The organism is Anabaena sp. UHCC 0451 (genome assembly GCF_034931405.1).
Taxonomy (GTDB): domain Bacteria; phylum Cyanobacteriota; class Cyanobacteriia; order Cyanobacteriales; family Nostocaceae; genus RDYJ01.
On sequence record NZ_JAYGHA010000020.1, the window covers coordinates 83469 to 109181 of the forward strand.

22 protein-coding genes and 2 pseudogenes are annotated in these 25713 nt (G+C 37.2%); 6 read left to right on the forward strand and 18 right to left on the reverse strand.

The window, feature by feature from the left end:
- Positions 1–1109: 1109 nt before the first annotated feature.
- A complete protein-coding gene (locus VB694_RS15365; RefSeq protein WP_190558489.1) occupies positions 1110–1787 on the forward strand; it encodes a response regulator transcription factor in 678 nt (225 codons plus the stop codon).
- Positions 1788–2243: 456 nt separating this feature from the next.
- On the opposite strand, the gene VB694_RS15370 is transcribed toward VB694_RS15365, so the two are convergent.
- The 3 genes from VB694_RS15370 to VB694_RS15380 form a co-directional block, all read right to left on the reverse strand.
- Positions 2244–2459, reverse strand: a complete 216-nt coding sequence (locus VB694_RS15370) for a hypothetical protein (protein ID WP_323361194.1) — start codon at positions 2457–2459, stop codon at positions 2244–2246.
- A gap of 255 nt (positions 2460–2714) precedes the next feature.
- Positions 2715–3176 carry a DUF29 domain-containing protein gene (locus VB694_RS15375; RefSeq protein WP_323361195.1) on the reverse strand — a complete coding sequence of 154 codons (462 nt, stop codon included), beginning with the start codon at positions 3174–3176 and terminating at the stop codon, positions 2715–2717.
- A gap of 158 nt (positions 3177–3334) precedes the next feature.
- Positions 3335–4072, reverse strand: coding sequence for a Uma2 family endonuclease (locus VB694_RS15380; protein ID WP_323361196.1), 738 nt, complete (start codon positions 4070–4072; stop codon positions 3335–3337).
- A gap of 148 nt (positions 4073–4220) precedes the next feature.
- Here VB694_RS15380 and VB694_RS15385 point away from each other — a divergent pair.
- Positions 4221–4412: pseudogene (locus VB694_RS15385) on the forward strand (hypothetical protein); the annotation flags it as partial.
- A 10-nt stretch (positions 4413–4422) separates the two neighbouring features.
- Here VB694_RS15385 and VB694_RS15390 read toward each other — a convergent pair.
- From VB694_RS15390 to VB694_RS15425, 8 genes are all read right to left on the reverse strand, one after another.
- Positions 4423–5607 carry a glycosyltransferase 87 family protein gene (locus VB694_RS15390; protein ID WP_323361197.1) on the reverse strand — a complete coding sequence of 395 codons (1185 nt, stop codon included), beginning with the start codon at positions 5605–5607 and terminating at the stop codon, positions 4423–4425.
- Positions 5608–5819: 212 nt separating this feature from the next.
- Positions 5820–6953, reverse strand: coding sequence for a glycosyltransferase (locus tag VB694_RS15395; RefSeq protein WP_323361198.1), 1134 nt, complete (start codon positions 6951–6953; stop codon positions 5820–5822).
- Between the two features lie 11 nt (positions 6954–6964).
- A complete protein-coding gene (locus tag VB694_RS15400; protein ID WP_323361199.1) occupies positions 6965–7948 on the reverse strand; it encodes a glycosyltransferase family 2 protein in 984 nt (327 codons plus the stop codon).
- Positions 7949–8046: 98 nt separating this feature from the next.
- On the reverse strand, positions 8047–9105 hold the full coding sequence (locus VB694_RS15405) for a glycosyltransferase family 10 domain-containing protein (protein WP_323361200.1): 1059 nt from the start codon (positions 9103–9105) through the stop codon (positions 8047–8049).
- A gap of 28 nt (positions 9106–9133) precedes the next feature.
- Positions 9134–10924 (reverse strand): ABC transporter ATP-binding protein, encoded by a 1791-nt coding sequence (locus tag VB694_RS15410; RefSeq protein ID WP_323361201.1) that lies wholly within the window; start codon positions 10922–10924, stop codon positions 9134–9136.
- On the reverse strand, positions 10917–11834 hold the full coding sequence (locus VB694_RS15415) for a glycosyltransferase family 2 protein (protein WP_323361202.1): 918 nt from the start codon (positions 11832–11834) through the stop codon (positions 10917–10919). The genes VB694_RS15410 and VB694_RS15415 overlap by 8 nt, the downstream gene beginning before the upstream one ends.
- A gap of 26 nt (positions 11835–11860) precedes the next feature.
- Entirely contained in the window at positions 11861–13276 is a 1416-nt protein-coding gene (locus tag VB694_RS15420) for an NAD(P)/FAD-dependent oxidoreductase (RefSeq protein ID WP_323361203.1), read from the reverse strand.
- Positions 13277–13332: 56 nt separating this feature from the next.
- Entirely contained in the window at positions 13333–14319 is a 987-nt protein-coding gene (locus VB694_RS15425) for a glycosyltransferase family A protein (protein ID WP_323361204.1), read from the reverse strand.
- Between the two features lie 83 nt (positions 14320–14402).
- Between VB694_RS15425 and VB694_RS15430 the strand changes: the two are divergent.
- Together VB694_RS15430 and VB694_RS15435 are read left to right on the forward strand one after the other, a co-directional pair.
- Positions 14403–14594, forward strand: a pseudogene (locus VB694_RS15430) (hypothetical protein); the annotation flags it as partial.
- 161 nt (positions 14595–14755) lie between these two features.
- The gene (locus VB694_RS15435; RefSeq protein ID WP_323361205.1) at positions 14756–15745 is read left to right on the forward strand and encodes a PRC-barrel domain-containing protein; all 990 of its coding nucleotides are present in this window, start codon (positions 14756–14758) and stop codon (positions 15743–15745) included.
- A gap of 90 nt (positions 15746–15835) precedes the next feature.
- Here VB694_RS15435 and VB694_RS15440 read toward each other — a convergent pair whose 3' ends face one another.
- The 5 genes from VB694_RS15440 to VB694_RS15460 all read right to left on the reverse strand — a co-directional run bounded on the left by VB694_RS15440 (position 15836) and on the right by VB694_RS15460 (position 21268).
- Complete coding sequence (locus VB694_RS15440; protein WP_323361206.1) at positions 15836–16405, reverse strand: hypothetical protein; 570 nt, start codon at positions 16403–16405, stop codon at positions 15836–15838.
- Between the two features lie 157 nt (positions 16406–16562).
- Positions 16563–18104 (reverse strand): tetratricopeptide repeat protein, encoded by a 1542-nt coding sequence (locus tag VB694_RS15445; RefSeq protein WP_323361207.1) that lies wholly within the window; start codon positions 18102–18104, stop codon positions 16563–16565.
- A 127-nt stretch (positions 18105–18231) separates the two neighbouring features.
- Positions 18232–18984, reverse strand: a complete 753-nt coding sequence (locus VB694_RS15450) for an MBL fold metallo-hydrolase (protein ID WP_323361208.1) — start codon at positions 18982–18984, stop codon at positions 18232–18234.
- Positions 18985–19056: 72 nt separating this feature from the next.
- Positions 19057–19824 (reverse strand): circadian clock KaiB family protein, encoded by a 768-nt coding sequence (locus VB694_RS15455; protein WP_323361218.1) that lies wholly within the window; start codon positions 19822–19824, stop codon positions 19057–19059.
- A 148-nt stretch (positions 19825–19972) separates the two neighbouring features.
- Positions 19973–21268, reverse strand: coding sequence for a type IV pilus twitching motility protein PilT (locus VB694_RS15460; protein WP_323361209.1), 1296 nt, complete (start codon positions 21266–21268; stop codon positions 19973–19975).
- Between the two features lie 702 nt (positions 21269–21970).
- On the opposite strand from VB694_RS15460, the gene VB694_RS15465 reads away from it, so the two are divergent.
- Both VB694_RS15465 and wecB read left to right on the forward strand, forming a co-directional pair.
- The gene (locus tag VB694_RS15465; RefSeq protein WP_323361210.1) at positions 21971–22342 is read left to right on the forward strand and encodes a hypothetical protein; all 372 of its coding nucleotides are present in this window, start codon (positions 21971–21973) and stop codon (positions 22340–22342) included.
- Between the two features lie 124 nt (positions 22343–22466).
- Positions 22467–23570, forward strand: coding sequence for a non-hydrolyzing UDP-N-acetylglucosamine 2-epimerase (wecB, locus tag VB694_RS15470; RefSeq protein WP_323361211.1), 1104 nt, complete (start codon positions 22467–22469; stop codon positions 23568–23570).
- A gap of 153 nt (positions 23571–23723) precedes the next feature.
- Here the strand turns inward: wecB and VB694_RS15475 are convergent, their stop codons facing one another.
- Both VB694_RS15475 and VB694_RS15480 read right to left on the reverse strand, forming a co-directional pair.
- Positions 23724–24317: a peptidoglycan-binding domain-containing protein gene (locus VB694_RS15475; RefSeq protein WP_323361212.1), complete on the reverse strand. Its 594-nt coding sequence runs from the start codon at positions 24315–24317 to the stop codon at positions 23724–23726.
- 196 nt (positions 24318–24513) lie between these two features.
- Positions 24514–25377 carry a M23 family metallopeptidase gene (locus VB694_RS15480; protein WP_323361213.1) on the reverse strand — a complete coding sequence of 288 codons (864 nt, stop codon included), beginning with the start codon at positions 25375–25377 and terminating at the stop codon, positions 24514–24516.
- Positions 25378–25713: the final 336 nt, after the last annotated feature.

Sequence of the window (25713 nt, forward strand, 5' to 3'; positions counted from 1 at the left end):
CCCCAATCCTCAATCACCAATCCCGAAGTATAAATACCTAATTGTTGTAGTTGTCTGGTTCTGTTGCGTAGGTAGTGAATATTTTTATATGGACAACTTTATTTCCAAAGCTGGGAAATTGTTATAGAACTGTAATCAGGGAGCCGCTTAATGAGTAACAATACAGTGCGACACAACAGCCCTATCATCCCCAACACTACTAAAGCTGAGGAATTGAAAGCCCTAAGTAATTGTGTGGACGCTCCAGGACTGGCAAATTTTCACAGAAAAGGCTGTTGTTTCTTATGACTAGACACTTGTGATCCATCGGGGTCAAAACAGCCCAGTCTAGAATTCTAGCCAGGCCGAAAACTGTGACTCAAGGAGCGACTTTTTGACCAGAGAAATAAGAGTTATCCGATTTGCATCCTCAAAGCTAAAATCAACTGCTTGCGTATTTGTTGTTCTAGGCAGATAATGGTAGTTTACCCAGATGGGGTCTGGTACAGCCAAACAAAACCGGAAGTCATTGAGCGGATCATCCCAGAACACTTAATTGGCATGATGGTAGTTGAAGCACAAGCCTTTTTAACCCATCCTTGCCAGAAACTGCCTTCGTTTCTTGTGAACCTCGACATAGAGGCTTAACATCCAAAGGATATAGCGCAGAGCAATAGTAAACAAATGAAAGTGCGGGTGAGTTGTCAGTTAGGGTCATCTTCAGTTAAATACTGAACTTGTCAACCAGACGGATTATGATTTAATCAGGTTTTTTAGCCCGCTTCTTTCAAAGGAATATATAATAGCGCATTATAAATACTATTGCTCTCCGTATCCTTACTAGACTTTTGCCATTAAGTTACTAGTAATATGTTAAGAGTGACCACCACTTTCACAATAACAAGCCATAAAGGCAAGTTAAGTGGGAAAACAGTACGTGCGGCCAGCGCGGAATTTACGCCTGTGGACAAGCACCCGGTGACGGGCTTGGTGGAAGCAGGAAGCAAACAACAAACTGTTCTAGGGTATATTCCAAATACGCCTCTGCTATGAACAATTTGTGTAAGTTTTGTTTTGCATACACAACATCTCACATAATCCACCATAGAGGATAACTATTCAAGCCCTTGATGGATTTAAGCGCGACAAGTGCCACTGCTATGAAAGAGTCCAGCATGAAAGATCACAAACGACTTCTATTGATTGATGACGACCCTAACCTCATCTTGCTGGTGAAGGATTACTTAGAATTCCGGGGATACGAAGTCATCACGGCCGAAAATGGACGAGAAGCTCTGGATATTTTAGAACATGATGTTCCAGACATGATCATCTGTGACGTGATGATGCCAGAAATGGACGGGTACACTTTTGTCGAACAAGTGCGGCAAAATGAACGCACCAGCTGGATACCTGTTCTCTTCCTGTCAGCTAAGGGACAAAGTGCAGACCGAGTTAAAGGTCTGAATAAAGGGGCTGATGTATATATGGTCAAGCCCTTTGAACCAGAAGAACTCGTAGCCCAGGTAGAATCTTCACTTAAGCAAACTATCCGTTGGAAAGAACATCAAACTAAGGGAGGGGAAAACGGTTCCCGTATCCAGGTTCCCTTTGATGTTCAGTTGACCCCAACCGAACTGAAAGTAGTACAGTTTGTGGCTAGGGGTTTAGCTAACCGGGAAATCGCTGAAGAATTAAATGTCAGTCAGCGTACCGTTGAAAGCCATGTTTCCAATATGTTGGGTAAAACCAATCTCCACAACCGGACTGAACTAGCACGGTGGGCGATTGAAAATCAAATGGCTTAAATGCTCTACTGATTTTTGAAGTTTTGAGTTTTGAGTTCAGGCATCAAAACTCAAAACTCAAATTTATACTCAGTATTGACTTCAGCGTTAGAAGCGTTAGAGCTAATAAAACCTGAATTGTGAAGCTGAGGGATTTTTTAATTCCAACTTCATAATTCACGTTTTATGATACAGTCCCCAACTGCTATATTCCAACCCAGATATCACCTAAAAATATCACTACATCACCTCACTTAAATTTCACATCTCCGCACCCAAAAACAACTGTAGGGGGGTTAGCAATAGCGCAACATAACACTAAAATATCACCCATAGTAGGTTACAACGCGAAATATCAAATCTTTATATTTTTGTACTAAATTATACTTTTCGTTTACTATCCAATACAGAGAAGTACAGCAAAGGCTATTGTTATCCCAAAAAACAGGGAAAATACTATTGACACCATTAAAAATTTTAATTTATAAATGTATGCCAGTTATTTACAAAATAGCGCAAATATCTCCAAATTTCTCGGTTAAATCTTCCTGTGATATGTAAAAATGCAACTGGGTTTTCCATAACACTGATAATTGATTTACCCAGATATATCAGAGTTAAATCATAAGCTTGCGATCGCCAACATAATTTAGTAACATCATAATAAGTATAAAAGCCAAAAGTACGCTCCACAACCCAACGCTTAGGTAAATGGACAAAACCGCAAAACCAGCCCTAACATATCTACTTTCCCCTTATTGCGATATTGCGATCGCTTGTTTAATACTCTAATATCAAGAATTGGATATTTACCAGATGAATCATAGCCTAGTGCTGTTCCTATTGTGCTTGTCGCTCGTAGGTTAGATTGATAAAGTGCGATCGCGAAGCTCTCCGTAGGAATCGCTTAACATTGACTTTCATTTCACTTTTTTCTGTGGGTTAGATTTATTTTGATGATGGCAACCATTCAGGATTGAGAATTTCTGTTAAAGAATAAGGACAGTTTTCAGGGAAAATTTCTGAAGATAATTCAGATTTACGAATCGCATTATTTCTAGCTTTGATGTAGATTTTTCCTAATACTTTTGTACAATGATTATAAAGAACTTTAGATTCCAATAATAAATCTAATTCAAGCCTAAAGTTATCAATTTCTTTTTCCCAACCCTTCCCTGACCAATCTTTTTCTGCACTCCAATAATTATACAATAGTAGATGAATTAAAAGTCTGAGTAAATAACTCTCTACTTTGCGTCTTTGTTCGTTTCCCAATGCAGTAATTTCCTCAATTAAATGTTCCCAGTCAATATTCTCTAAATCCCGATTTTGCAGTTGGTTAAGAGTAATATTTAACCATTCAGGATAATCTTGTTCATAAATCTCGTAATTTGCTTGTGTAGGTTGCATTTTACTTACTTGGGTACAACTTAAATATTGATATTTGGTTGACAGGAAATATGTAAGGATTCATGATACAGAAAACTTGATATAGCAGAGAACAGGGAAGATAAAAGAAAATTGTTCTCCATCCTTCATCCTGAACCCTAGAAATTCTTACGGAAATACTACAAATTAACTCCTTTTTCTGCTATTAACTGTCTTAATTTAGCTAATTCTGCTTCGGCTAAATCCGCACGCTGCTTTTCTTGTTCTACAGGTGTAGGCAACCAGTTATTATCTCGATCATACCAACGTAGCCACGATCTAGTTAATCCTTGATATTCTCCATGCCATAAGCCTAAACCCAGTTCTGCTTCTTCTAACCATACTCCTAGTCCATTTATTGACAAAGGTTGATAACGACTCATTACCAACCCAAAACAATTAAACTCATCTGTATAACGGTTATAAACAAAATAATAGGGAATTCTCAGGATTTGTTCATAAACTGACCATTTATTGGGAGGTTGATTAACTTCCCTTAAACTTCTGCCTAAATCCTCTGCTTCTGTACCTGGTGATATCAATTCTATAGCTACGAAAGGATTTACTCCCTCCTGCCAAGTGACGTAGCTTAATCGGAGTTCTGTTTCTTGATAAAATCGAGATACCCCCAATACTGCAAACCAATCTGGGCGTTTATACCATTGGGGATGGCGGGAATCATAATATAAGTTTAAATCACTACCTGTAAATATATTATCTTCAGTATAGGTAGGTGGACGAAACGTAAGGCGTAATAATTCAGGCTGTAATAGGTGAAATTCATCTGACAATCCTCGCTCCTCCTGGTTTTCACTAGGTAAATCATACATAGTTGGCAATGCTTCTTGAGGAGATAATGGTGGATCTATTTGATACATGATTGATTAGTTCCCTGCCTTAGCGTCGCTGATTGAGGATAATGTTCGCAACTTGAGCATTTAAACTTCTTATAACGAATTAGCTTAACATAGATGCGACCACAGGAGAATACTGTTGCTCTGAGTATGACTGTCGGAAAAAAACTTATTTGATGAAGTAGATATATTTTTAGATCGGTCAAATGTGGAAAGATTAGCGAGAATGATAGAACAACAAGCGCAGTTTATTTTTGTGAGCCTGCGTCGTTCGATGATAGAATCAGCGCAACGCACAATTGGCGTAACTCAAGCTAGAGGTGCTTATACTCAAGTTTTGGGTATTAAGTTAAGTGAAAGGTGATAAAATGTAACTAAGAATTGCGAATTACATCCTCTTTAAATTCTTTCTGATAAATCAAAATATAAAACAAAGCACCAACCCAAATTATACTTTGTATTATTTCTACATAAGGTAAACGAGTCATACTAGAAGGAATTAATAGAGTTAATAAAAGTAAGGTTAATATCAAAATATTGGATTTATTTGATTTTTTAAAAGTTAGATCTATTAGTGCTAATAACAAAAAAACTAACATGACATTATCATAAACTAGATGATAAGTCCATAACCTACCTATAACAGAAGCAATCGCAAAGAGAAACAGCACAGAATGATCCTTAAATAAATAAAATAAACCGATAATTATAGCAGTTGCAACTATAGCTAATAATATTGTCGCTACAAGTGGGTTAATTCCAAAATTCATGAGAACATTAATTCCTGAATATCCTGTATCAACATAGTATTGGGAAACTTTAATCATTTTTGCAACCATATAAATAGGAGAAACTTTCACAAGCATTCCTATGATTGAACTAGAAATAACAATATAGAGACAGCAAACCAATACTGCATTAATTCTTTTTTTGATCATGGGAATAAAAAAATACAGTGCGGAAATATTGGGTTTGAGTAAAGCTAAACCTAATATTAAACCTGCTGATAAATTATAATTTTTCTGCAATAACCAAAACATTCCAATTAACAAAGCATTAATAATGATGCCATATTGCCCAGCACTCAAAGTAGTAGAATGACTAGCAAGTGATAAGCAAGCACTGACCGTAAACCAGGCTTTTAATTTTCCATAAGGTTTGCCTATTTGATAAGCAAAAATAGCTAAAATAACTAAGGATATGGTATTTAATAAAGCATGATACCAGCGGGTCAATTCAAAAGAAATAGGTGGAAAAAATATCAAGCCTGAGAAAAAAGCCCAAGGTGGATATCCTCCCGACATGACTCTTCCTAGTTGGGGATCTATAAAAGGCGAATTTTTAGTAATATCATAAGGATATAAACCGCGATAGATATATTGTTGTTCTTTCCAGCGAGAATATAAATCCCCTGCACCCAGGTGTTTATCTAAAACTAAGTAATAATAGCCTCTGGTGAAATAGACTAAACAGAGTAAAGTTAAAACTAGGGAAAGACAAAAGATGATTTTTGAAGGAGTGAGCTTTTTCAAAACAACTATGATTGATTGATTATTCATTTGACAATATATTTATATTTTTCATCCCTTAATTTAGTAATTATAGCATTTGCCTGATATAATTTTTGAGAATAGATACAGCAATTCTCATGCAAATGAGGTACAAGCAGTAATAATTAAACGCAGATAATTTTGTACTTGATTATGTAATTCTTGGTTAACATCAGCATTTGGGAAAAAATCCAGCGAAGAATTTGACTCTTCAAGACTTTTCAAACACCCTCGTCACGAAAATTAAATAAATCAAGATATTTTTGAGTGGCCGTCGCTGTACTAAATTGCTCAAGCCAAGCTGCATCAACAGACTTAGTGTTACCTGCTAACACCCATTTTATAGCCTCAGCCATTGCTTGGCTATCACCAACAGGTACTAGCTCTCCGTACTTCCCCTCGGCTAAAATCTCCCTTGGTCCACTAGGACAGTCTGTGGATACAACTGGCGTTCCTAAAGCCATCGCTTCAATGAGAACCATGGACAAAGCCTCAGCAAGAGAAGATAAAACTAGGACAGATGAGGCAATTATATAAGCATAGGGATTATCTACAAAGCCTGGTAGCATAGCATCCTGTTCTATACCCAACTCAGAGATTAAAGCTTTTAGTTGCTTTTTCTCCGATCCAGTCCCTAAAATCATCAATCTAGCTGGTTGTACCTGTCGCACCATCGCAAAAGCTCGGATCAAATTAGAAAAATCTTTGACCTGATGTAGCCTTCCCACTGCCAAAATAACAGGAGGTTCTCCCTGCTTAAACCAAGGATGCTCTAGGGGCTGTTTTGACTTTTCCAGAAGTTCAGGTGTGATTACAGGGTTATAAATTACCTGAATCCGAGATAGAGGAATACCAGTTACTTGCACAAAATCGTTGGCTGCTGCCTGAGAAACGATAACAATATCATCCGCCCAAGGATAGAACCATCGAGCCGATAACCTTACCCAATGCGCGTGAATTTTATTCAGAATTGGCCACCGAAATTCAACAATATGTTCTTGAGAAGAAAGTATGCTATGAATAGACACAATAATTCGGGTAGATGACTTGGTGAGGTATTTTGCCAATATAGCCATCTCATTAATGGGATACATCGCTGAAAACAAGTTGAGAGGTTTTTCTTGTTTTAGATAATTAATTAGTTTTAATAGTCCTTGAAAACTGGTTCCTAATTCTACAATTCTGACTTGTGGTGGTAGTTGTGATAAATATTCCCCTTGAGCAGAGCGTAACAACAAATCAACTTTAAATCCCCTTGTAACAAAATTTTGGATCAGGTTGAGACTATTCCTTTCAACTCCACCACAATCAAGAGAGTGGATGAAAAAAGTAATTTTAGAAGTAGAGTTTGACATTGTTTAACATTTTACTGAATTGGTCTTTCAATTTTAAGGTGATACAATTTACTAACTACATTTATCCATAACCAATGGCGAAATTTAACAGGTAAGGTACGCCGACCTATCGGTATCAATAATTCTACATAACCACGCCAGAAAAAGAATACAAAAGGATGATGATAAAGAAGTTTCATTTTCCGTAATACTTGCCAAAGTTCTGTATTCTTCATATCTTGATTAACTAAATATTGCTCCAGCCAGGTTAAAAATTTTTTAAACTTTGGTGGAATTAGTTTTTTATCTTTCTGAACTAGGTGACAATGAGAATCTGGGTGTTGGCGATATTTAATCCAGCACTCATCGGACACAAATATTGGTAACTTTAATTGTACTTTGGCAAAAAAAACTTTATCCTCTCCCCATCCTCGAAAATTCTCTTCAAAACGACCAACTTTTTCAAACACATCCTGTCGAATTATTACATTACTAGGGACAGGTTCTTGATAATGCCCCTTTAAAACATTAATTAATAGTTGTGGAGGTTGTATCAGAGTATTCGGTGAAACTCCCAATTCACAAAAATAATCTCTTTGACTATCTTCAGAATTACCTGTCCAGCTATGCCAAATTTTTACCCATCCATAAACCATTGCCGCTTCTGGTTGCGATTCTAAAATGGCAAGTTGCTGTTCTAATTTATGAGACAACCAGACATCATCAGCATCTAAAAAAGTAATATACTCACCTTGAGCGTGATCAATTCCCCAATTACGGGAAGCACTCATCCCTCGATTTTGATGATTTGCATGGTCTAGATAGCGGACTTTTTCGGGATATTTTTGAGCATATTCTAAGGCGATAACTGTGCTGTTATCCGTTGAGCCATCATCAACTAGTAGTAATTCCCAGTTGGGATAGGTTTGGGAAAATATACTTTTAATTGCTTCCTCAATAAATTTTTCACCATTGAGGAAAATGATAATGCAAGAAACTAAAGGATGTTGATTCATAAGTTTATATCTCTCATCAATAAGATTGGGTGATCATGAGTAATATTTTAATGACGTGCTTCTTAAGAAGAAATTGATAGTAGCTGATGGCAAAATCTTCAAGAATAAAATAATTTTTCGCCAATCTTCAGCCATAACCAATGTCGCAATGACTTAGGTAAAATCTTTCTACTTATTGCTAAGAGTAGATTGACAATTTTCATGACATCTTCACCATACAATATAGGCTGATCACGATTTAACTTTATACACTCTTTTACAACTTGGATATTCGACTCATTTTTCAGTTGATCCTCTATAATTGCCTCAGCTATAAAAGCAAATAGATTATATTTTTGCAGCACTAATTCCCTAGCATAGATCACCGCGTCCCGATTGCGAAGCCAGAGATCACTATTAATGGTTTCTCTAATAATTTCTACAGCTTCTTCAGGTTGATTAATATCAATGGAGACAAAGGATTCTTTGGGGAAATAATCAGTAATATTAGTACAACCATAGTAAATAGGCATAGTATACCCTAAAAAAGCATCAGCGATTTTTTCTGACCAATAATAAAGACCGCTATAGTTCTCAATTGCTAATGTATATTTATAAGGAGCGACTCCATCCCACTTCACATCAATTGGTTTCACTGGTGCTGGAAAACCTTTCCCGAAAAAATCTATATCTAAATTTGCACTTTGAATATAATTCCAAAAATTAAGCCGATTGACTTGACCTTCCATAAATGTATCTGCATTAGTCAACCAAGAAAGAGTTAAATTCTTTGTCGGTATTTCAGTAGAAGTGAGAAAATCATAATCTTTGCCGATCCACCAACCTATTGCTCCATGACTGTGAATATATTTTTTTCCTTTATTATTAACGTCTGGAGTGTATATTCTCGAATATCGCTCCGCGTATTTATAAAAGTAGTCAAAACATTTAATTGGTGGTTCTTGATTAATTGCCCAAACATGATCACGGGGACAATTAACCTGAACATCTCGCTCTAGACAGTTAAGAATTATAAGATAATCACATTCTTTAACTGGTTGTGTTGTAAATTGAATACCTTTCCAAATTCCCAAACTATGGAGAGTTTGGGAAATTATCGGATTTCCTTCTCGATAGCCTTCAATTAGATAGCCTTCAATTAGTCTCACTAAAGTCATTGTTGTTAAGATCCTGTTTTATCGCAGTTTAATTTTGAGTTTTTTGGTAGTCTAATTGATAGAGTTCATGAAATACAGCTTGTTTCTCCATCAGATCATTAAAAGAACCCTGTTCCTTTACTTTACCTTGTTTTAAAACGATGATTTGGTCAGCATTTTTAATGGTTGATAAGCGATGGGCAATAACAATCACAGTTCGATTTTGACTTAGGATATCAATTGACTCTTGAATCAATTTTTCAGAAATATTATCAAGAGCATTTGTAGCTTCATCCAAAATTAAAATCTCAGGATTACACAAAATAGCTCTAGCAATAGAAATACGCTGTCTTTGTCCTCCAGAAAGTTTAATTCCTCTGTCACCGACAAATGTATCATAGCCTTCAGAAAGTTCACAGATAAATTCATGGGCATGAGCTTGTTTGGCTGCTTCTATAATTTCTGTTTCTGTAGCATCTGGACGACCATAGGCAATATTTTCTCTAACTGTAGAACTGAAAATATGCACATCTTGACTAACTAAGGCAATATGACTGCGCCATGTAGCTAAATCAAGTTCTTTGATGGGATATTCATCAATATAAATCTCTCCTGATGTCACATCATAAAAGCGGAAAATCAAGCTAATTATAGTTGATTTACCTGCTCCTGAATAGCCAACTAAAGCAGTAGTTTTCCCTTTGGGAATAAACAGAGAAATATTTTCTAAAGCTGGTTTGTTTTGAGCAGGATATAAAAAATTTACATCCTCAAAAGTAATTCCTTTCTTTAATTCATGAAAACTAACATCCCCAGAAATAATATAGGGTTTATCTTCAGATTCTAGTAATGAAAAAACTGATTTAACATAATTACTCAAAGCAATTACCTGACTTAAGTTACTATTAAGTTTTTGGACTTGTGGCTGCAAACGATAAAGCATAAAAATAAAAGTGATAAGTACAGGAAGAGTAACTTTAGTGTAAAATGCAATCAACATTACACACATCAATATTGCTACTGATAATGCTTCAGAAACAGGCTCAATCATTACTGATTGCATGGCTAAATTTATACCAGAATCACGGGATTTTTTAGAAGCTTGGTAATAACGTTTTTCTTCGTAGCTTTCTTTACCAAATGCCCGAATGGTTTTAATTCCAGTAAAGTTTTCTAATGTGAGGTTACTCAAATAACTATTTGCTTGTTGACATTCTCGTCCCAATGCCTCTGTTTTCGATGTCAGAATGTGGACTAATATAGAAATTAGTAAAAATGCCAATGTTACTAATAATGTTAATCTCCATGAAATTAACAGCAGTAATAAACCGAAAATGCCAATCATGGACAGATTGATGATTACCCAAATTACAAAACTCAATGCTTGACTTGAGTAGTATGTTTCCTGGGTGATTAAGTTTAAAAGTTCACCACTTTTATTAGTATCCCAAAAGCTTTGACTAACGGCAATCAATTGTTTATATACTGCGGTGCGTAACCGATGGAGAGTAGAATTTTGCAACCATGAACAAAGTGCAGTATAAATATAAGATAAAACCGCTTTAATCAGAATTGCTACTAAGATAAATAAAGTAAGCACTAAAACTCGTTGCTGAGGTTGAAAATTAATCAGGTATTGGTCAATATTTTGAATAATTGGATTGTTAATTACTAGAGAATTTCCTGATTGTAGGTTTTGCAAAAATGGAATTAATAAGCTAATTCCTATACCTTCAGCTAAAGAAGCCAAAATTCCTAAAATGACGATTGCTGGAATCCCCCAAGGATAAAGCTGAATTAGAGGAAATATGGTTTTAATAATTTTGATTAATTTAAACATTGTTGATTTGTTGTGAGTTAAATATATTTTGAGATAATAGCTTTTCTGTAACCATACCTAATGTTGTGGCAATTTGAGATAGCAAAATCAGAAAACAAAGGAGGACAGCCGGTTGAGAATATTTTTGTTTTAAAGGATATGTTAATAGTTTAAAATAAAATGACCAAGGCTGGATACTTTTTTGTTGGGGATGTCGTTGGGAATAGGTTTTGTGAAATAGAAATGCACCGCGTCCATAATTAAAGTGTTGTCGGTAAAAAGTAGTTAAGGTTAAATAATGAGCATGATATACTATTGCTTCTTGAGCGTACCTCATCTTATAATTGTGAGATAATAGGCGATCGCAAAATTCCCGATCTTCTGAAGCTATTGAAAATAGTATGTTAAATCCACCAATTTCTAGAAAAACTTTTTTTGATATAGCTATGTTATTAGAAGCGAAAAAAATAGATTTTTCTGGGTTGGCATTATAATTAGCATAAACATAATCTAGCAATGTCTGACTAGCAGTAGCAAAGATATTTTCAGAAAGTGCATTGACGGTACAACCACCAATCAAATCATCTGGGTTAACAATTAAGTAACTTTCTAAAACCTGTAACCAATTATTTGCAGGTGTACAATCGTCATCTATAAATGCTAAGAATTTTCCTTGTGCTTGCTTTGCACCTGTATTTCTAGCACTTGCTGGACCTGCATTAGCTTGGGAAATGAAGGTGAGATTTAGCTGATTTTGAAACGTTTTAACCACCGTTTCTAAAGAGATTTTACTACCATCATCCACAACTATCACCTCAAAGCAGTTACGAGGATAATTTAAGTTAATTATAGATTGCAAGCAATTTGTTAATGGCTGTGGACGATTATAGGTAGGAATAATGATTGAAAATAAAATCTGGTTTTCTAACATAGCTGTGGATTTTAATTATTTCCTCTTCAGTCCTTTTTTGTAAACTCCTCATAATAAGAACGTTCAGTATTTACATCCCATAAATCATGATGCTCTCCTAGAATATTTTTCGCCGCTAATAATCCTGTTAACATTGAATGATCTTGATTATTATAACGGTGCATCCCATTACGTCCAATGGTTTGTAAATTCTCAAAATTCTGCAAATAATCTTGAATAACTTGCAAATGTTGACGATATTCCTCATCATAAACAGGATAAGCTTTTAATTGTCTAATCACTGTCGCATCTTCGATTTTATTAATATTTGATAACAGAGATAAATCTACAATTTCTCTACTAGCAATTTCGATTAATTCACTATCTGACATTGACCAAAGTTCACCACCTTCAGAACAAAAATATTCCATACCCAAGCAAGTTTTACTGCTATCTGGAACCATTGCCGGACTCCAGTTTTTGAAGTTTTGTATTCGTCCTACTTTAAATTCTGGACTATGAATATAAATCCAGTTATCGGGAAATAAATCGGCTTCATCAATTATTAAAGATACGATTAAAAAATCCCGATATTTTAAACTGCGTGCTGCTTGTAAAACTGCTGTCGGTGCTGGGGGATCTAATCGTAATATCAAGGCAGTAACCGGCATACTAGAGATAAACTGGTCTGCTTGTAAATCAAAAGTTTGATTTTCCTGTCGAACACTAATTTTTTGAATCTGATGATCTTGATGGTAAATTTTATCTACCGTCGTGTTGAGATGAACTGTTCCTCCTTTACTGGTGACAATTTCTTGGCATTTTTCCCACATCATCCCCGGTCCAAATTCTGGGTAGTAAAATTCTTTAATCAGGGATTTAGTTTGGTTGGTCTTAAATAGACTGTTTAAGACTGCCCTTTTTAATGACATTCCTTGAATACGTTGTGCTGCCCAATCGGCTCTGATTTCTGTACAGGAAATGCCCCAAACTTTCTCTGTATAAGATTTAAAAAAAGTGGCATATAACCTCTTGCCAAACCGGTTACACACCCATTGTTCAAAATTTTCTTCGACTGGATGAGGTTTGATTTTAACTTGCAAATAACTAAATAACATTAGCAAACTGTTAATAATTCCCAGATTTGATAATGCGTTACTTAGTTCTAAAGGATAGTTGAAAAATTTACCATTGTAGTAAATGCGTGATAGTCTAGGGACTTTCAGAAAGTTATTCCCCAATATTTCTATCCAAATTTGCTGAATTTCTCCAACTTTTGTGTAGAATCTATGACCGCCAATATCAAACCGATATCCTTTGTATGTTTCTGTCCGAGAAATTCCCCCTACTCGGTCAGCTTGTTCTAATACAATTGGCTGAGTACCTTGCTTAATTAGCTCATGAGCCGCTGTTAAACCGGCCGGGCCAGCACCAATAATTACCACAGTACAACTATCTTTCAAGTATTACTACCTATTATTAATAATATTATTTTGTGATATCATATCACAAACGTTTATTATTTTATACCTTTCCTCAAAATACCAATCACGAAGGCTAAACCACTGTAAAAATAGTAAAACCAGTGCCAGGGTAAAACCTTGAAAGTAAATATAAGACCGCGCTTGTTGAGAAAAAAGCGGTACACTGGCAAGTTAATAATTATCAGTAATAAACTAATTATCATAGTCATGACAAGTAGTTTATGTAGCCACAAACTAGCAAGTAAACTTAGTAATAAAGAGTAAACTAAAATTATACTTAGCCGACTAGACCAACCAAGATTGAGATCAGAAGGCATTTCTCCTTGACGGAGTATTAATTGAGTCCAGGGTAAAGCGCGATCGCACACATCGGCTTTAATTAAAGATATTATTCCCCATCGTTTTAAATGTTTGACTTGCAGCGTTTTCACCAATGCAATTTTGTAACCTGCTGCTTTCAAACGATAACCTAACTCAATATCTTCCACACAAGGACGACGATAACTTTCATCAAAACCCCCCATCGCCAAAAATATATCCCGACGAATTGCACCGCAAGCCCCCCAAAATGTAAAAGCATCTTCATTGCCATTTTGATGGGTATAATGATGAAAAAGATTTTTGTACTGAGAAAGAAAGTTAGCTGCTCCTGGAGCATCATCATAAGAACCAATCAAAGCAGCTAGACTTGCATCTTCTGTAAAAGCTAATCTTACCTGTTGGATGGTATCTGGAGCGATCGCTACATCAGCATCCACAAAAAAAAGGATATCTCCTCCAGCCGCAGATGCACCTAAATTTCTCGCTTGTGCTGGTCCCCCTTTCTCCTCAACTCTAATTACCTTTGATCCCCAGTCTGCTGCTACTTGCCCAGAATTATCTGTATCGCCATCAGCCACTACAATCACTTCTGTAGGTTTAATCTGGGATGCGCTCAGACTTGACAAACATTGCCGGAATAAATCACCACCATTATAAACTGGAATAATAACTGAAATTGATAGCTTTGTTAGCAAATTCATTTTTATCTATTTTTATCTATGATTTATTGTTTAAAGCCTGAAATTTTATTATTTTACGCCTTTGAGGACATAAATTTGGGACAATTAATATGTTTTTAGATCGGGCAAACCTGGAACGATTAGCTAGAATGATTAAACAACAGGCACAACAAGCACAGTTTATTGTTGTGAGTTTGCGCCGTCCGATGATAGAATCAGCCGAGCGGACAATTGGGGTGACTCAAGCTGGGGGAGCTTATACTCAAGTTTTGGGTATTAAGTTAAGTGATAGGTGATAAGCAAAAGGCACGAGGCAAAAGGCAAAAGGCAAGAGTAAAATAATATTATGACCAAGAACCCATTACCAATTACCTTGATTTTCTGTTAAAAATAGTTTATAGATAAACCGGATTCGAGATTGCCTACGGCACGTTAAGCGAACAGGACGACCTATATAATGACCTCCGAACAAGTAATTAGACGTTCCGATATATTAAACACCCAAGTAATCACTCGCGATAACGGTAAACGGTTAGGTATCGTGAGTCAAGTTTGGGTTGACATTGATCAAAGAGAGGTTGTGGCGCTTGGTTTGCGAGACAGCCTGATCTCTATCTCTGGTCTGCCCCGCCAAATGTATCTTAACAGTATCAACCAAATTGGTGATGTGATACTGGTTGATAATGAAGATGTCATCGAAGACATTGAAGTAGAATCCCTCAGCAACTTGATGAACTGGGAAGTCATTACCGAAACTGGCGAAGTTTTAGGTAAGGTCAGGGGCTTTAAGTTCAATGGCGAAAGTGGTAAAATCTACTCTATAGTCATTGCCTCCTTGGGAGTACCCCAAATACCCGACCAGTTTTTGAGTACCTACGAAATCTCAATAGACGAAGTCGTCAGCACTGGACCGAGTAGATTGATTGTTTTTGAAGGTGCAGAAGAAAGAGTCAATCAATTAACAGTGGGCGTTTTAGAACGTCTGGGTATTGGTAAAGCACCTTGGGAAAGAGACGCAGAAGAAGAATATGGCTATTCTGCACCCCGCACAGTTTCCCCAGCAAATCAACTACCTAGCGGAGTACCATTACAGCCACCTAAGCCCAAAGTTCGCACTCCTGAACCCGTAGCACGGGAAGAAGAATGGAATGAGGACTATATAGAAGAAGAACGGCCACAACGCCGAGTCATGCAAGCCCGTTCCTACGAATCCATACAATACGAAGAGGAAGAAGAAGATAACTGGAGTGAGGCTACGAGTCAAGATAGATATCAAGCACCACCCAAAAAATCCGAATCTCAGCCCCTTAGCAAAGCTTACGCGGATGACTACGACGATTATGATGATGTAGAAGGTGATGCTTGGGAAGATGTCCCAAAACCAGTGAATATTCCCAAAAAGGTCAAAGAAAGACAGGTGGAATACGAGGAAGAAGGCGGATATTAAGTTTTGTAAACCCCCACTACTAAGAGTTAGAGGGGGTTTTGATTCATTAGACTCATTGTGAAACTAAGATTCTCCTCAAGTGACAGAATTTTAAGGTGTAATTACTGACTTAGCCATTTCTACCAACTCACTTTGTTTACCTGCTTTTAACCCAAGAGTGTACTGTACACCCTTTTGTCGCCAGGTTAAAGTCGCATCAGAACAACCCGCACCACATTGAAAATCTACAAAATATGCAGTTTTACCTTTAGCTAAAGATATCGCTTTACCACTAAGTCTAGGGGTTGTTTTGTTAATAGCTTCTGCACTAATCATCCCAAAACGACAAGCTGAACCACCATTACAGTCTGGGCTAAATCCTAGTATAATGTCATACTTATTTTTGTTAGCAGTTTCGATAATTGCGTAAAGTGGGTTTTCCCCTTCCAAACCAGGAATATAGCTAGGTAATAAAATCCTAATTTTAGTATTTTGCTTTAATTTAGGTAGAATTGACTTAAAAACAGTATGTGGTTGAGCAGTTTTGCGATTAACTTGCTGTTTTACTATTAACTGCGGCTGATTTTTTACCGATGCTTGAGCAACATCATGAAAATAGCTGCTGCTAACTAGGAAAAATAAAGCTAACAAAGCACTACTTTTTTTAAAGTTGAAATTCATATTCAAACACCTGGATAATTAAAATAATATTACAACTATAACAATCCTCAATCTTTCGTCAATAAGAAAATTACTGAAATCTTTAAATCCTGAAAATCTTTTATTTTTTGACTTTTAACTTTTGACTTCCCGCAGGGTGTCCTAATTCTGACATTATTCAAAAATTTAAAATATCTAATGATTCCTCAATTTCTAAATCTAAAATAATCGCTTGTGTGTCTTTATATTCTTCTATTTTACCATCTTGCCAATATAAATCTGCCGCTTTTTGAAAATCCTCAATTGCCAGGTGTTTATCTCCGATAATTAACCGAGCATTACCACGATTATAATAAGCATCAGTGTAATTAGATTTAATTTTAATTACTTTGTTAAAATCATCTACTGCGGTTTCATAGTTTCCTAAATCAAAATGAGCATTACCACGATAATAATAGGCTTCTGCATCATTAGCATTGATTTTAATTGCTTGATTATAATCTGCAATTCCTCCTTCATAATCTCCAAAGTCACAGCGAGCATTGCCTCTATTTTTATAAGCGACTGCATCATGAGGTTTAACTTTAATTGACTCTATTAATCTTTGCTGATCATCTACAATACAAGAGGCAATTTCCCGGCTTTGAGGATTAATTTTAATTGCTTGATTATAATCTTCAATTGCTCCTTGATGATCTCCTATTCGAGAACGAGCTTCAGCACGATTTTTGTAAATAATTGCCATATCAGGATGAATTCTGATAGCTTGATTATAATCTTCGATCGCTCTACAAAAATCACCTAATTGATAATATGTACAGCCCCTTTTATTATATGCTTTACCATGATTTATATTAATATTTATCGCTTGGTTATAATTTGTAATTGCTGTATAATAGTCTTTTAGTTGATGATAAACTAAACCTAGCTTGTAATAAATATCAGCATCATGGCTTTGATATTGCAAGGCTTGATTGTAGTTGTTAATTGCTGCTGCATAATCACCATTTTTAAAATAAGTATCACCCAATTTAAGAGGATCTAAAATTGCATCTAAAACAGGATGAGATTTTTTTAATTGTTCCAGAGATGATGTTTGTTGAACTAATTGATTGATCGAAGTTTGTGATTGTTCTAGATAGGATAATAAACCACCAGCATATAATAATTGATTGATTCCAAAAGCAATTTTGCCAGTTTTCAACTTAATCATTTTTGTGGGAAGAAACCCAGCTAAAAAAAGATGATATTCAGATTGTGCTTCATTGACTTCTTCTTGAATTAAAATACAAACAATAACCGTATTTTTTTCTACTTCTTCTGAACTAACAGACCATCTCACGTTATTAATAGTACCGTGACGAGATTTAACTTCTACACCAACGACAGGATTTGAGGTAAGAGTAAAATCACTTTTACCATCACCACCAAAGCGTTTTTCATAATCAACTTCAGTAATAAATTCAGCTAAACGTTCTTTAACTACTTCTTCACCTAATTTACCTTTTAGGTTGTTGATAAAAACATCACGAACTGGAGAAGTGCGTTTATATTTTTCTGCCATTAACCAGCAAAAATCTCGTAATGATTTTAATCTTTGTCCAGAGATGATAGTTAATTCGCTATGTTGTCCTTCGGTTTCACAATGAAGAAGAGAACCAGATTTTAACCTTTTAATAAAATCAGACTGTAGCGATCGCAGTAAAGTAATCCAATCCATTGATAATAGTTTTATGATATTTCTGCGGTCTTTTGATTGAATTATTTTATTAAAAAATCTGGTTTTAGTAAACAAGATCCCCGACTTCTCTGAGAAATCGGGAATCTATCTCCTACAGACTTCCAGACTAAAAAGCGACCTGTTCACCAGGTTGAGGTGCAATTACCCTTGTAGCTAAACTATTTTTATCTAATAACACCTGAAATTCTTCAATACTTCCCTCAGCTTGAATAAATTTGTTTAACAATCCCTCAAATAAAATATCTCCTCCAGCTGCTGTTGGTAGCATGATTTGAGGTTGCAGCCATTTAGCAACTTCTAAAGCACTATTCATACCTTTAATGATTGGACCCAGCAAAGGTAAACCTAAATTAACAATTGGTGTAATTACTACATTTACAGGTGCAAGCTGCTGAAGTTGGGGTGAATGATACCCATGAGGTTCATAATAGAGTGTGAAACCACTTACCAACTCTTTCAGAACATAACCATTTTCTAACAAAGTCGGTCCAAGGGGAGAACCAGGAAGGGCTTTAATTTCTACTTGATTATTCAAGCTGAAGGTTTCACCATGATTGAGTGTGGTTATCGTGGTATAATCCAATTCTTTGACTACTTTAGCTGCATTGGGAGAAGCAACAACGGGAATATTCTTGTTAAGTTGCTTCAGAGTGGGTGGGTGAGCATGATCTTCCAAACCCTGAGATAATAAAATCAAATCAATATTTTCCGGTATTGGTCGATCTTGAGATCGCGAACCTTTGAATAACCAATCCCAATTATTGAAAGTCAAGGAATCTACTAACCAAGGATCTAAGAGTATCCTGTGTCCACCAATTTCTATCAGCCAACTATTGCTATCTAACCAAGTAAAGTACATAGGGGTGAAAATAATAGGAGTAACGACTGATTTTATTATCGAGCATTATATAAAGCTAATGATGGCGGTTTCTCATATTTCCTTTGCACCTAACATTTGTAAAAGTTTTTCTACATTATCCAAATTGCCAACAATGCGGCGAATTGGGTGAGGCCAAACTTTAACTAAAGTGGGAGTTGCGGAAACTTGATCAATTTCTGCTTGTTCTGGATGTGTGAAAACATCAATTACTTTGAGAGTGTAGGGATAACCGAGCGATCGCTCTAATAATTGATGTAAATTTTTTAAACTGCGTTCAGTTGCTGCACTATGACCAGCAACAAATAACCGTAAAACATAACCTTGAGTATTGAGTTTTCCCTGTTGTAGATGCAGCTGATTTTGCTGGTATTGTGATGCTATCTCTGCACGGTCTAAGCGCACAATTAAATCATGATCTTCCCAGAGTTGGGGGAATGAAGCACGATAAGTAGCTAACACCATGCGATCGCATAATCCTTCCTGCCAAGGGGCTGTTTGCCATACTATATCCCCCGTACCAAAAATTGCTTTTAGTACAGACTGATGACGCATAACTGCCGGATAAGCTTCCGCAAAAGTTTGTATTTGTTGTGTACGCGGATTGAACCAATGATCAATAGTCGCCGTATAACAAGGTACTAGAAAATGTGGCGGCTCTGATAAATCCAACATTTCTTGCAAAGCCGCACACAAATGCAAATGCCATCGACCCTGCTTACTAGGATCAATACAGTAAATTAAATCTCCCCCAGGTGTAAACAAAGCAATCCCTTTAAACAACTGGGGTTTAGATACTTGGTCTGTACTCAGCTTGGTCATAGAAGTTTGGGAACTGAGGACTGGGGACTGGGGACTGGGGACTGGGGACTGGGGACTGTGGGGACTGGGGACAGGAGAAGTCAATACCCCAATTGCCAATTCCCAATTGCCAATTGCCAATTCCCAATCCCCAATCCCCAATTCCCAATTAAACACGTCCTCTGAGGAATTGCATCATTTCATTGGGAGTTGGTGACATTTCTATAGCTGTTTCTTCAGTAACACGACCTTCTTGATAGAGATTGAATAAAGACTGATTCATGGTAATCATACCGTCAAAGCCAGCTTGTTTCATCAGTTCCCCAATTTCATCATACTTACCATCTTTAATCCATTCTTTGACCGCCTCAGTGTTAATGAGGATATCGTGGAAAGCTGCCCGTTTACCATCAGTTGTGCGGCATAAACCTTGGGCGATAATCGCTACTAAAGATTCTGAAACTGCTACCCGCATTGCATCCTGTTCCTCACCTGCATACAAATTGAGAATCCGTTCAATAGTTTTCACAGCACTATTAGTGTGCAGGGTTCCCATAACCAAGTGACCAGTTTGAGCCGCTTTGAGAGCAGTATTCACAGTTTCTTTATCCCGCATTTCCCCCACCAGAATCAAATCTGGATCTTCCCGCAAAGCTGCTTTTAAGGCGTTATCAAATTTCCGGGTGTGCATTCCCACTTCCCGCTGCTTGACCAAAGACTTACGACTTTGATGCACAAATTCAATGGGATCTTCAATAGTGATGATGTGCTTGGGCATTTCTCGGTTGATATAGTCAACCATCGCCGCCATTGTGGTAGATTTACCAGAACCAGTCGGACCAGTCACCAAAATCAAACCTTTGTGATAATGGCAAATATCCCGAAAAATTGGTGGTAATCTCAATTGATCCATTGACAATATTTTCAGCGGAATTAACCGCAACACCATTGCATAACCCCTAAGAGAGTCAAAAACGTTAATCCGTACACGGGCAAATTCGTACTGAGTCGCACCGTCAAATTCTAGGTTGTCTTGAAAGCGTTGGATTTCTCCATCCGTCATGATCTCCCGTAACCAACTGATAAAGGTTGGTTTATCAACTTCTGGATAGTTCGTTGTTTGAATTTCTCCCCGGTTACGAAAACGGGGTATTTCACCTACACCTACGTGAACATCAGAAAATCCTTGATCAAAAGCTTCTTGAATCAACTGCGCTAGGGTTAATCCCGCAGGCTGTTTAGAACTAGCTGGAGCAGATGACATTGGTGGTGGTGGTGCTGGACGTTGAGCCGTTCCTGGTGGTGGTGGCGGTGCATTCACAGGGGAATTAGCTCTTTTCTCTGCTGGCATCTGCAACATTTGTGTAGTGTTGCGTTGTGTAATGGAGGTTTGTATACCTGGCGCTGGTGGGGCTGGTGGGGCTGGTGGTTTGGGTGGTAGATTCCGAGACGTTGATTCTGTCATATATTTTCAATTTGGGTAGATCAAAAATTAAATCGACAATTAATTTCCTGGTTAATTGCATAGAACAAGTGAGAGGGAACAGAAAGGATAATTACCAATTCCCTGGCGCAATCAATAGCTAGTTTCAGTTAATCCACCTCCATCTATGTGTTTTTTCGCTGCTAATTCCAGGATTTAGTCAGTTATATACAAATTCTTTAATCAATATAACCTTGTTTTACACAGGTTAATCTTCAGCAGCATCACGTAAATATTTTAAATAGTAACCGTATTTAGTAATACATTAAATTTTATATACGGAGGTTTTAAGATGTAACTTGAGAAATTTTCTCCTATGCAGCAAAGGCCGCAGATAATTTTTCTCGCCCTGTCTTTTGAATTATGAGAAGCAATCCAAATTTTTATAAGAAATGTTAAGCAAACTGAGACATAGATTTTGGGGATCAGCTTTTGGCTTTTCTATCTATAAGGTTATATTCCTCAAGGCATATACTCAATCATAACGGGCTACTAAAACGTGAACTGGACTTTAAATTCACACTTACAAAAAATTAACTGTAAAGTTTAGTAAAGAAATGCTCATCTTTCCCACAGGTTTCTATATACTGGATTTCACTGAATCAAAACAGTTAACTTGCTTTCTATGCAAGCCACAACTGAAATTCAACTTTAAACTTTGCTGTGTAATTGGGAGGAAAAGTCATGGTTTTGGCTCAAAGCTCTAATCAGGGGAAGACCTACTCCTTGCTGATGATTAAAAGCTTTTTAATCTGGACTTTCACATTGGCAGTATGCCTGTTGGTTGTCGGTTTTCCATTAGTTGTTGTTATGGCTACGGTCGGATGCCTGTTGTCAATTGTCCTGCAATCTGTGATGCCTGTTAGTGCAGTGCTGCTAGTAGCAGGTGGTTTAATCATGTTCAACGTGCTGACAGTTTTGATAGTGGCTGGTGTACTAACTGCTAAAGGAATTCATCCTAAAGAAGTTAAGTGGTTAAGCTGGCTACATGGTGAAGCAGACAAAGTGCAGACTACCGTTTATGCTGCTTGTCCTTTAACCTGTGAATTCAAATAATTAACATTGCTAAATTCGACAAACAGTGCGTCTGCCCGGTTAAGCCGGGTTTTTTCATGTTTGTCAGTTGTCAGTTGTCAGTTGTCTAATGTCTAATGACTAATGACTAATTAACTAATGACTAATGATTAAAAAAGTTGGCATTATTTTAGGTACTCGTCCAGAGGCCATTAAACTAGCACCAGTAATTAAGGTTTTTCAAAGTTCTCCAGATTTAGAAGTGCAGGTAATTCTGACTGGACAACATCGGGAAATGGTGGCACAAGTGATGCAGTTGTTCAACCTCAAGGCAGATCATAATTTAGATATTATGCAGCCTCAACAATCTCTCAATGATATTACCTGTCGAAGTTTGCAAGGTTTAGAAGCTTTATTTATAAAACAAAACTTAGATTTAGTTGTAGTCCAGGGAGATACAACAACTGCTTTTGCGGCAGCTTTAGCCGCTTTTTATCAAAAAATCCCCGTTGGCCATGTGGAAGCTGGGTTAAGAACTGATGATTTATTTAATCCCTATCCAGAAGAAGCGAATAGAAGGTTAATTTCCCAAATCACCCAATTACATTTTGCTCCCACTTCCCTCGCGGTGGAAAATTTACAGGCTTCTGGTGTGTTGGGTGAAATTCATCTGACAGGTAATACGGTGATTGATGCGTTGTTGAATGTAGCTGTAACTAACCCAGCTTGTGAGATATCGGGTTTAAACTGGGATGAATATCGGGTGATATTAGCTACAGTGCATCGTCGGGAAAATTGGGGAGAACCACTGCAAGCGATCGCTCAAGCATTTTTACGGATTTTAGATAAGTTTCCTGGTACAGCTTTATTATTGCCTTTACACAGGAATCCTACAGTTAGAGAACCATTACAGCAGTTATTAGGTAATCATCCCCGCATTTTCTTGACAGAACCATTAGATTATGGTGAATTAGTAGGAGCGATAGGGCGATCGCAGCTATTATTAACAGACTCCGGTGGTTTGCAAGAAGAAGCCCCCAGTCTCGGTAAACCCGTACTCGTTCTTAGAGACACCACAGAAAGACCAGAAGCAGTGACCGCTGGAACAGCGAAATTAGTAGGAACGGAAACCGAAAGAATTGTTGCTGCTGCCAGTGAGTTACTAAGTAGCCCAGAAGCTTATGCAGCAATGGCCAATGCCATTAATCCCTTTGGGGATGGTCATGCAGCAGAACGGATTTTGCAAATCGTGAACAATTATCTGGGTTAAGGAAACTGGGGATTGGGGATTGGGGATTGGGGATTGGGGATTGGGGATTGGGGATTGGAAAGAAATTTATTCTCCCCTGCTCCCTGCTCCCTGCTCCCTTTCCTCTTCACTGTCACCTGTCACCTGTCACCTGTCACCTGTCACCTATTCCCTCTAACTAATACCCAAAGCGCCACGAGTAGCTGGACCAACTACCCCATCAACAAGGAGATTATTGCGTCGTTGGAAGTTGCGGACTTGGCGAGTAGTTTCTGGTCCATAAACACCATCAACTCTGATGCCTAAAGCTCTTTGAACTATTCTCACGCGCTCACCTCTAGCTCCTGGTCTCAGAAAAACCCGACCACCAACACCAGAACCATGACTACGAGGGGATGTTCCACGATTCATACTAATCCATCTTTCCGCAACATAATTTCCTTGATAACGCCCAGAAGTAATTTGAGCATAACCATTACGGACATTGCCTGTATTCCCAATATTTGTACCATTAGGTACACAAGCTACAGATGAATTACCACTGCTAGGACCCCGGCGGATATATAAACAACTACCATTAGTTCTGACATATTCTGCGGAAGCTTGCTGAATTTGGGAAGCAGCAGCAAGTAAAACCGTTACACCTGCTAAAGTCAACCAAGCAGAAGACTTCAGTAATTTTTGCCAATTAAATTGCAACTTGGGAAGATTCAACTCCACATTAACGGGAGTCTCTTCATTAGCCATGTACATATACGAATAAGCCATATATTCCATAATTTTCTGCTCCTTGATGTAAGTAGTTGGGATATTACAAACAGTGACGGTGATATTTTCTAGATTTAATCTAGACGTATTTTATACTCTTTAATTGGCCAAAATTTTGAAGCTATATTCCGCCCTTTCAACTGTCACACTATGGTATTTTTCAAGAAATCATAACTTACTTAAAGAGACAGTAATTTTAATTGCCAGCGTGATGGGAAGTATTAAAATTATCAGAACGAATGTGACTACCATTGCGCCACACTTCCACCTTGTCTGGACTAACTAAGTATGAAAAAGAACCGTTATCTGCTCGATATGTGTTTTTCCCAACATTCCAAGCAGCTATTTTGAAAGGTTTACTGGCATCTTGCTTTAATTGTCCAATGTAAAATAGTTGACCTTTTTCTTCGCAGACTTGAACCCGCATTTTTGCAGTCTCACCGATGATAACTGTCATCCCTGCACATTCATTGTTAGTTGTTATGGGTGGAATATTGACAGGAATAGGTTGTGAAGGGGAAACAGGTTTTTCTAATGGTAGTTTAGCAGTAGTTAAAGAAGATAAGATTCCCAGAGGATCAACAGCTAACCTACTATTTTTATAGACCTCAAAGTGTAAATGAGGCGCTGTACTATTACCTGTAGATCCCATTTCTGCAATTATTTGTCCTTGATTAACTTCTTGACCTTTACTGACCAACAAACGTCGATTGTGACCATAAACTGTTACACTACCAACTGGATGCTTGATTTCTATAAAATTACCTAAGCCCCAATCATCCCAACCAGCTTTAACAACTGTACCTGATGCAGCCGCAAAAATAGGTGTACCAATCGCACCTGCAATATCAATTCCTTCATGTTGATATTTACGGAAACCTTGAGAAACAGTGCCGCTAGTAGGCCAAATTAAGGTAGCCTCTACTGAGGAATTTGGTTGAATTAGGGAAGCTTTGACTATCTGTGGTAACGCAGATGTAGTTGTACCCAAAACAAATATTAAGGAGATGATTCCAATCAATGTATAACTACAGAACCGAGAAATAGTATTTTTTTTCATAAAAAACTCTTAAGTTCTTTATTTGCTGTTTCAGCATTACTCAGCTAACATCAGGAAAATTACTACCTTGAGATTAAAATACATACAGCATTCTGAAATCAGGGACAGACAGATTGATTTTTATCGGTTTTTCATAAATACGATGACTTCCTTTTCATTCTCTTTGCGTCTGTGTGCGAAACCATCCTCTATAAAAAACTATAGGGGCAGTTTCTACAACCACCCCTAACATACATCTAAGATACAAGCTTGGGTTGAGGTAGGCAACCCAACAAATGCACAAGGTATTGAATTACAGGAATACCCGGTAAGCGTAAAGCTCAGTCACAAAGCGTA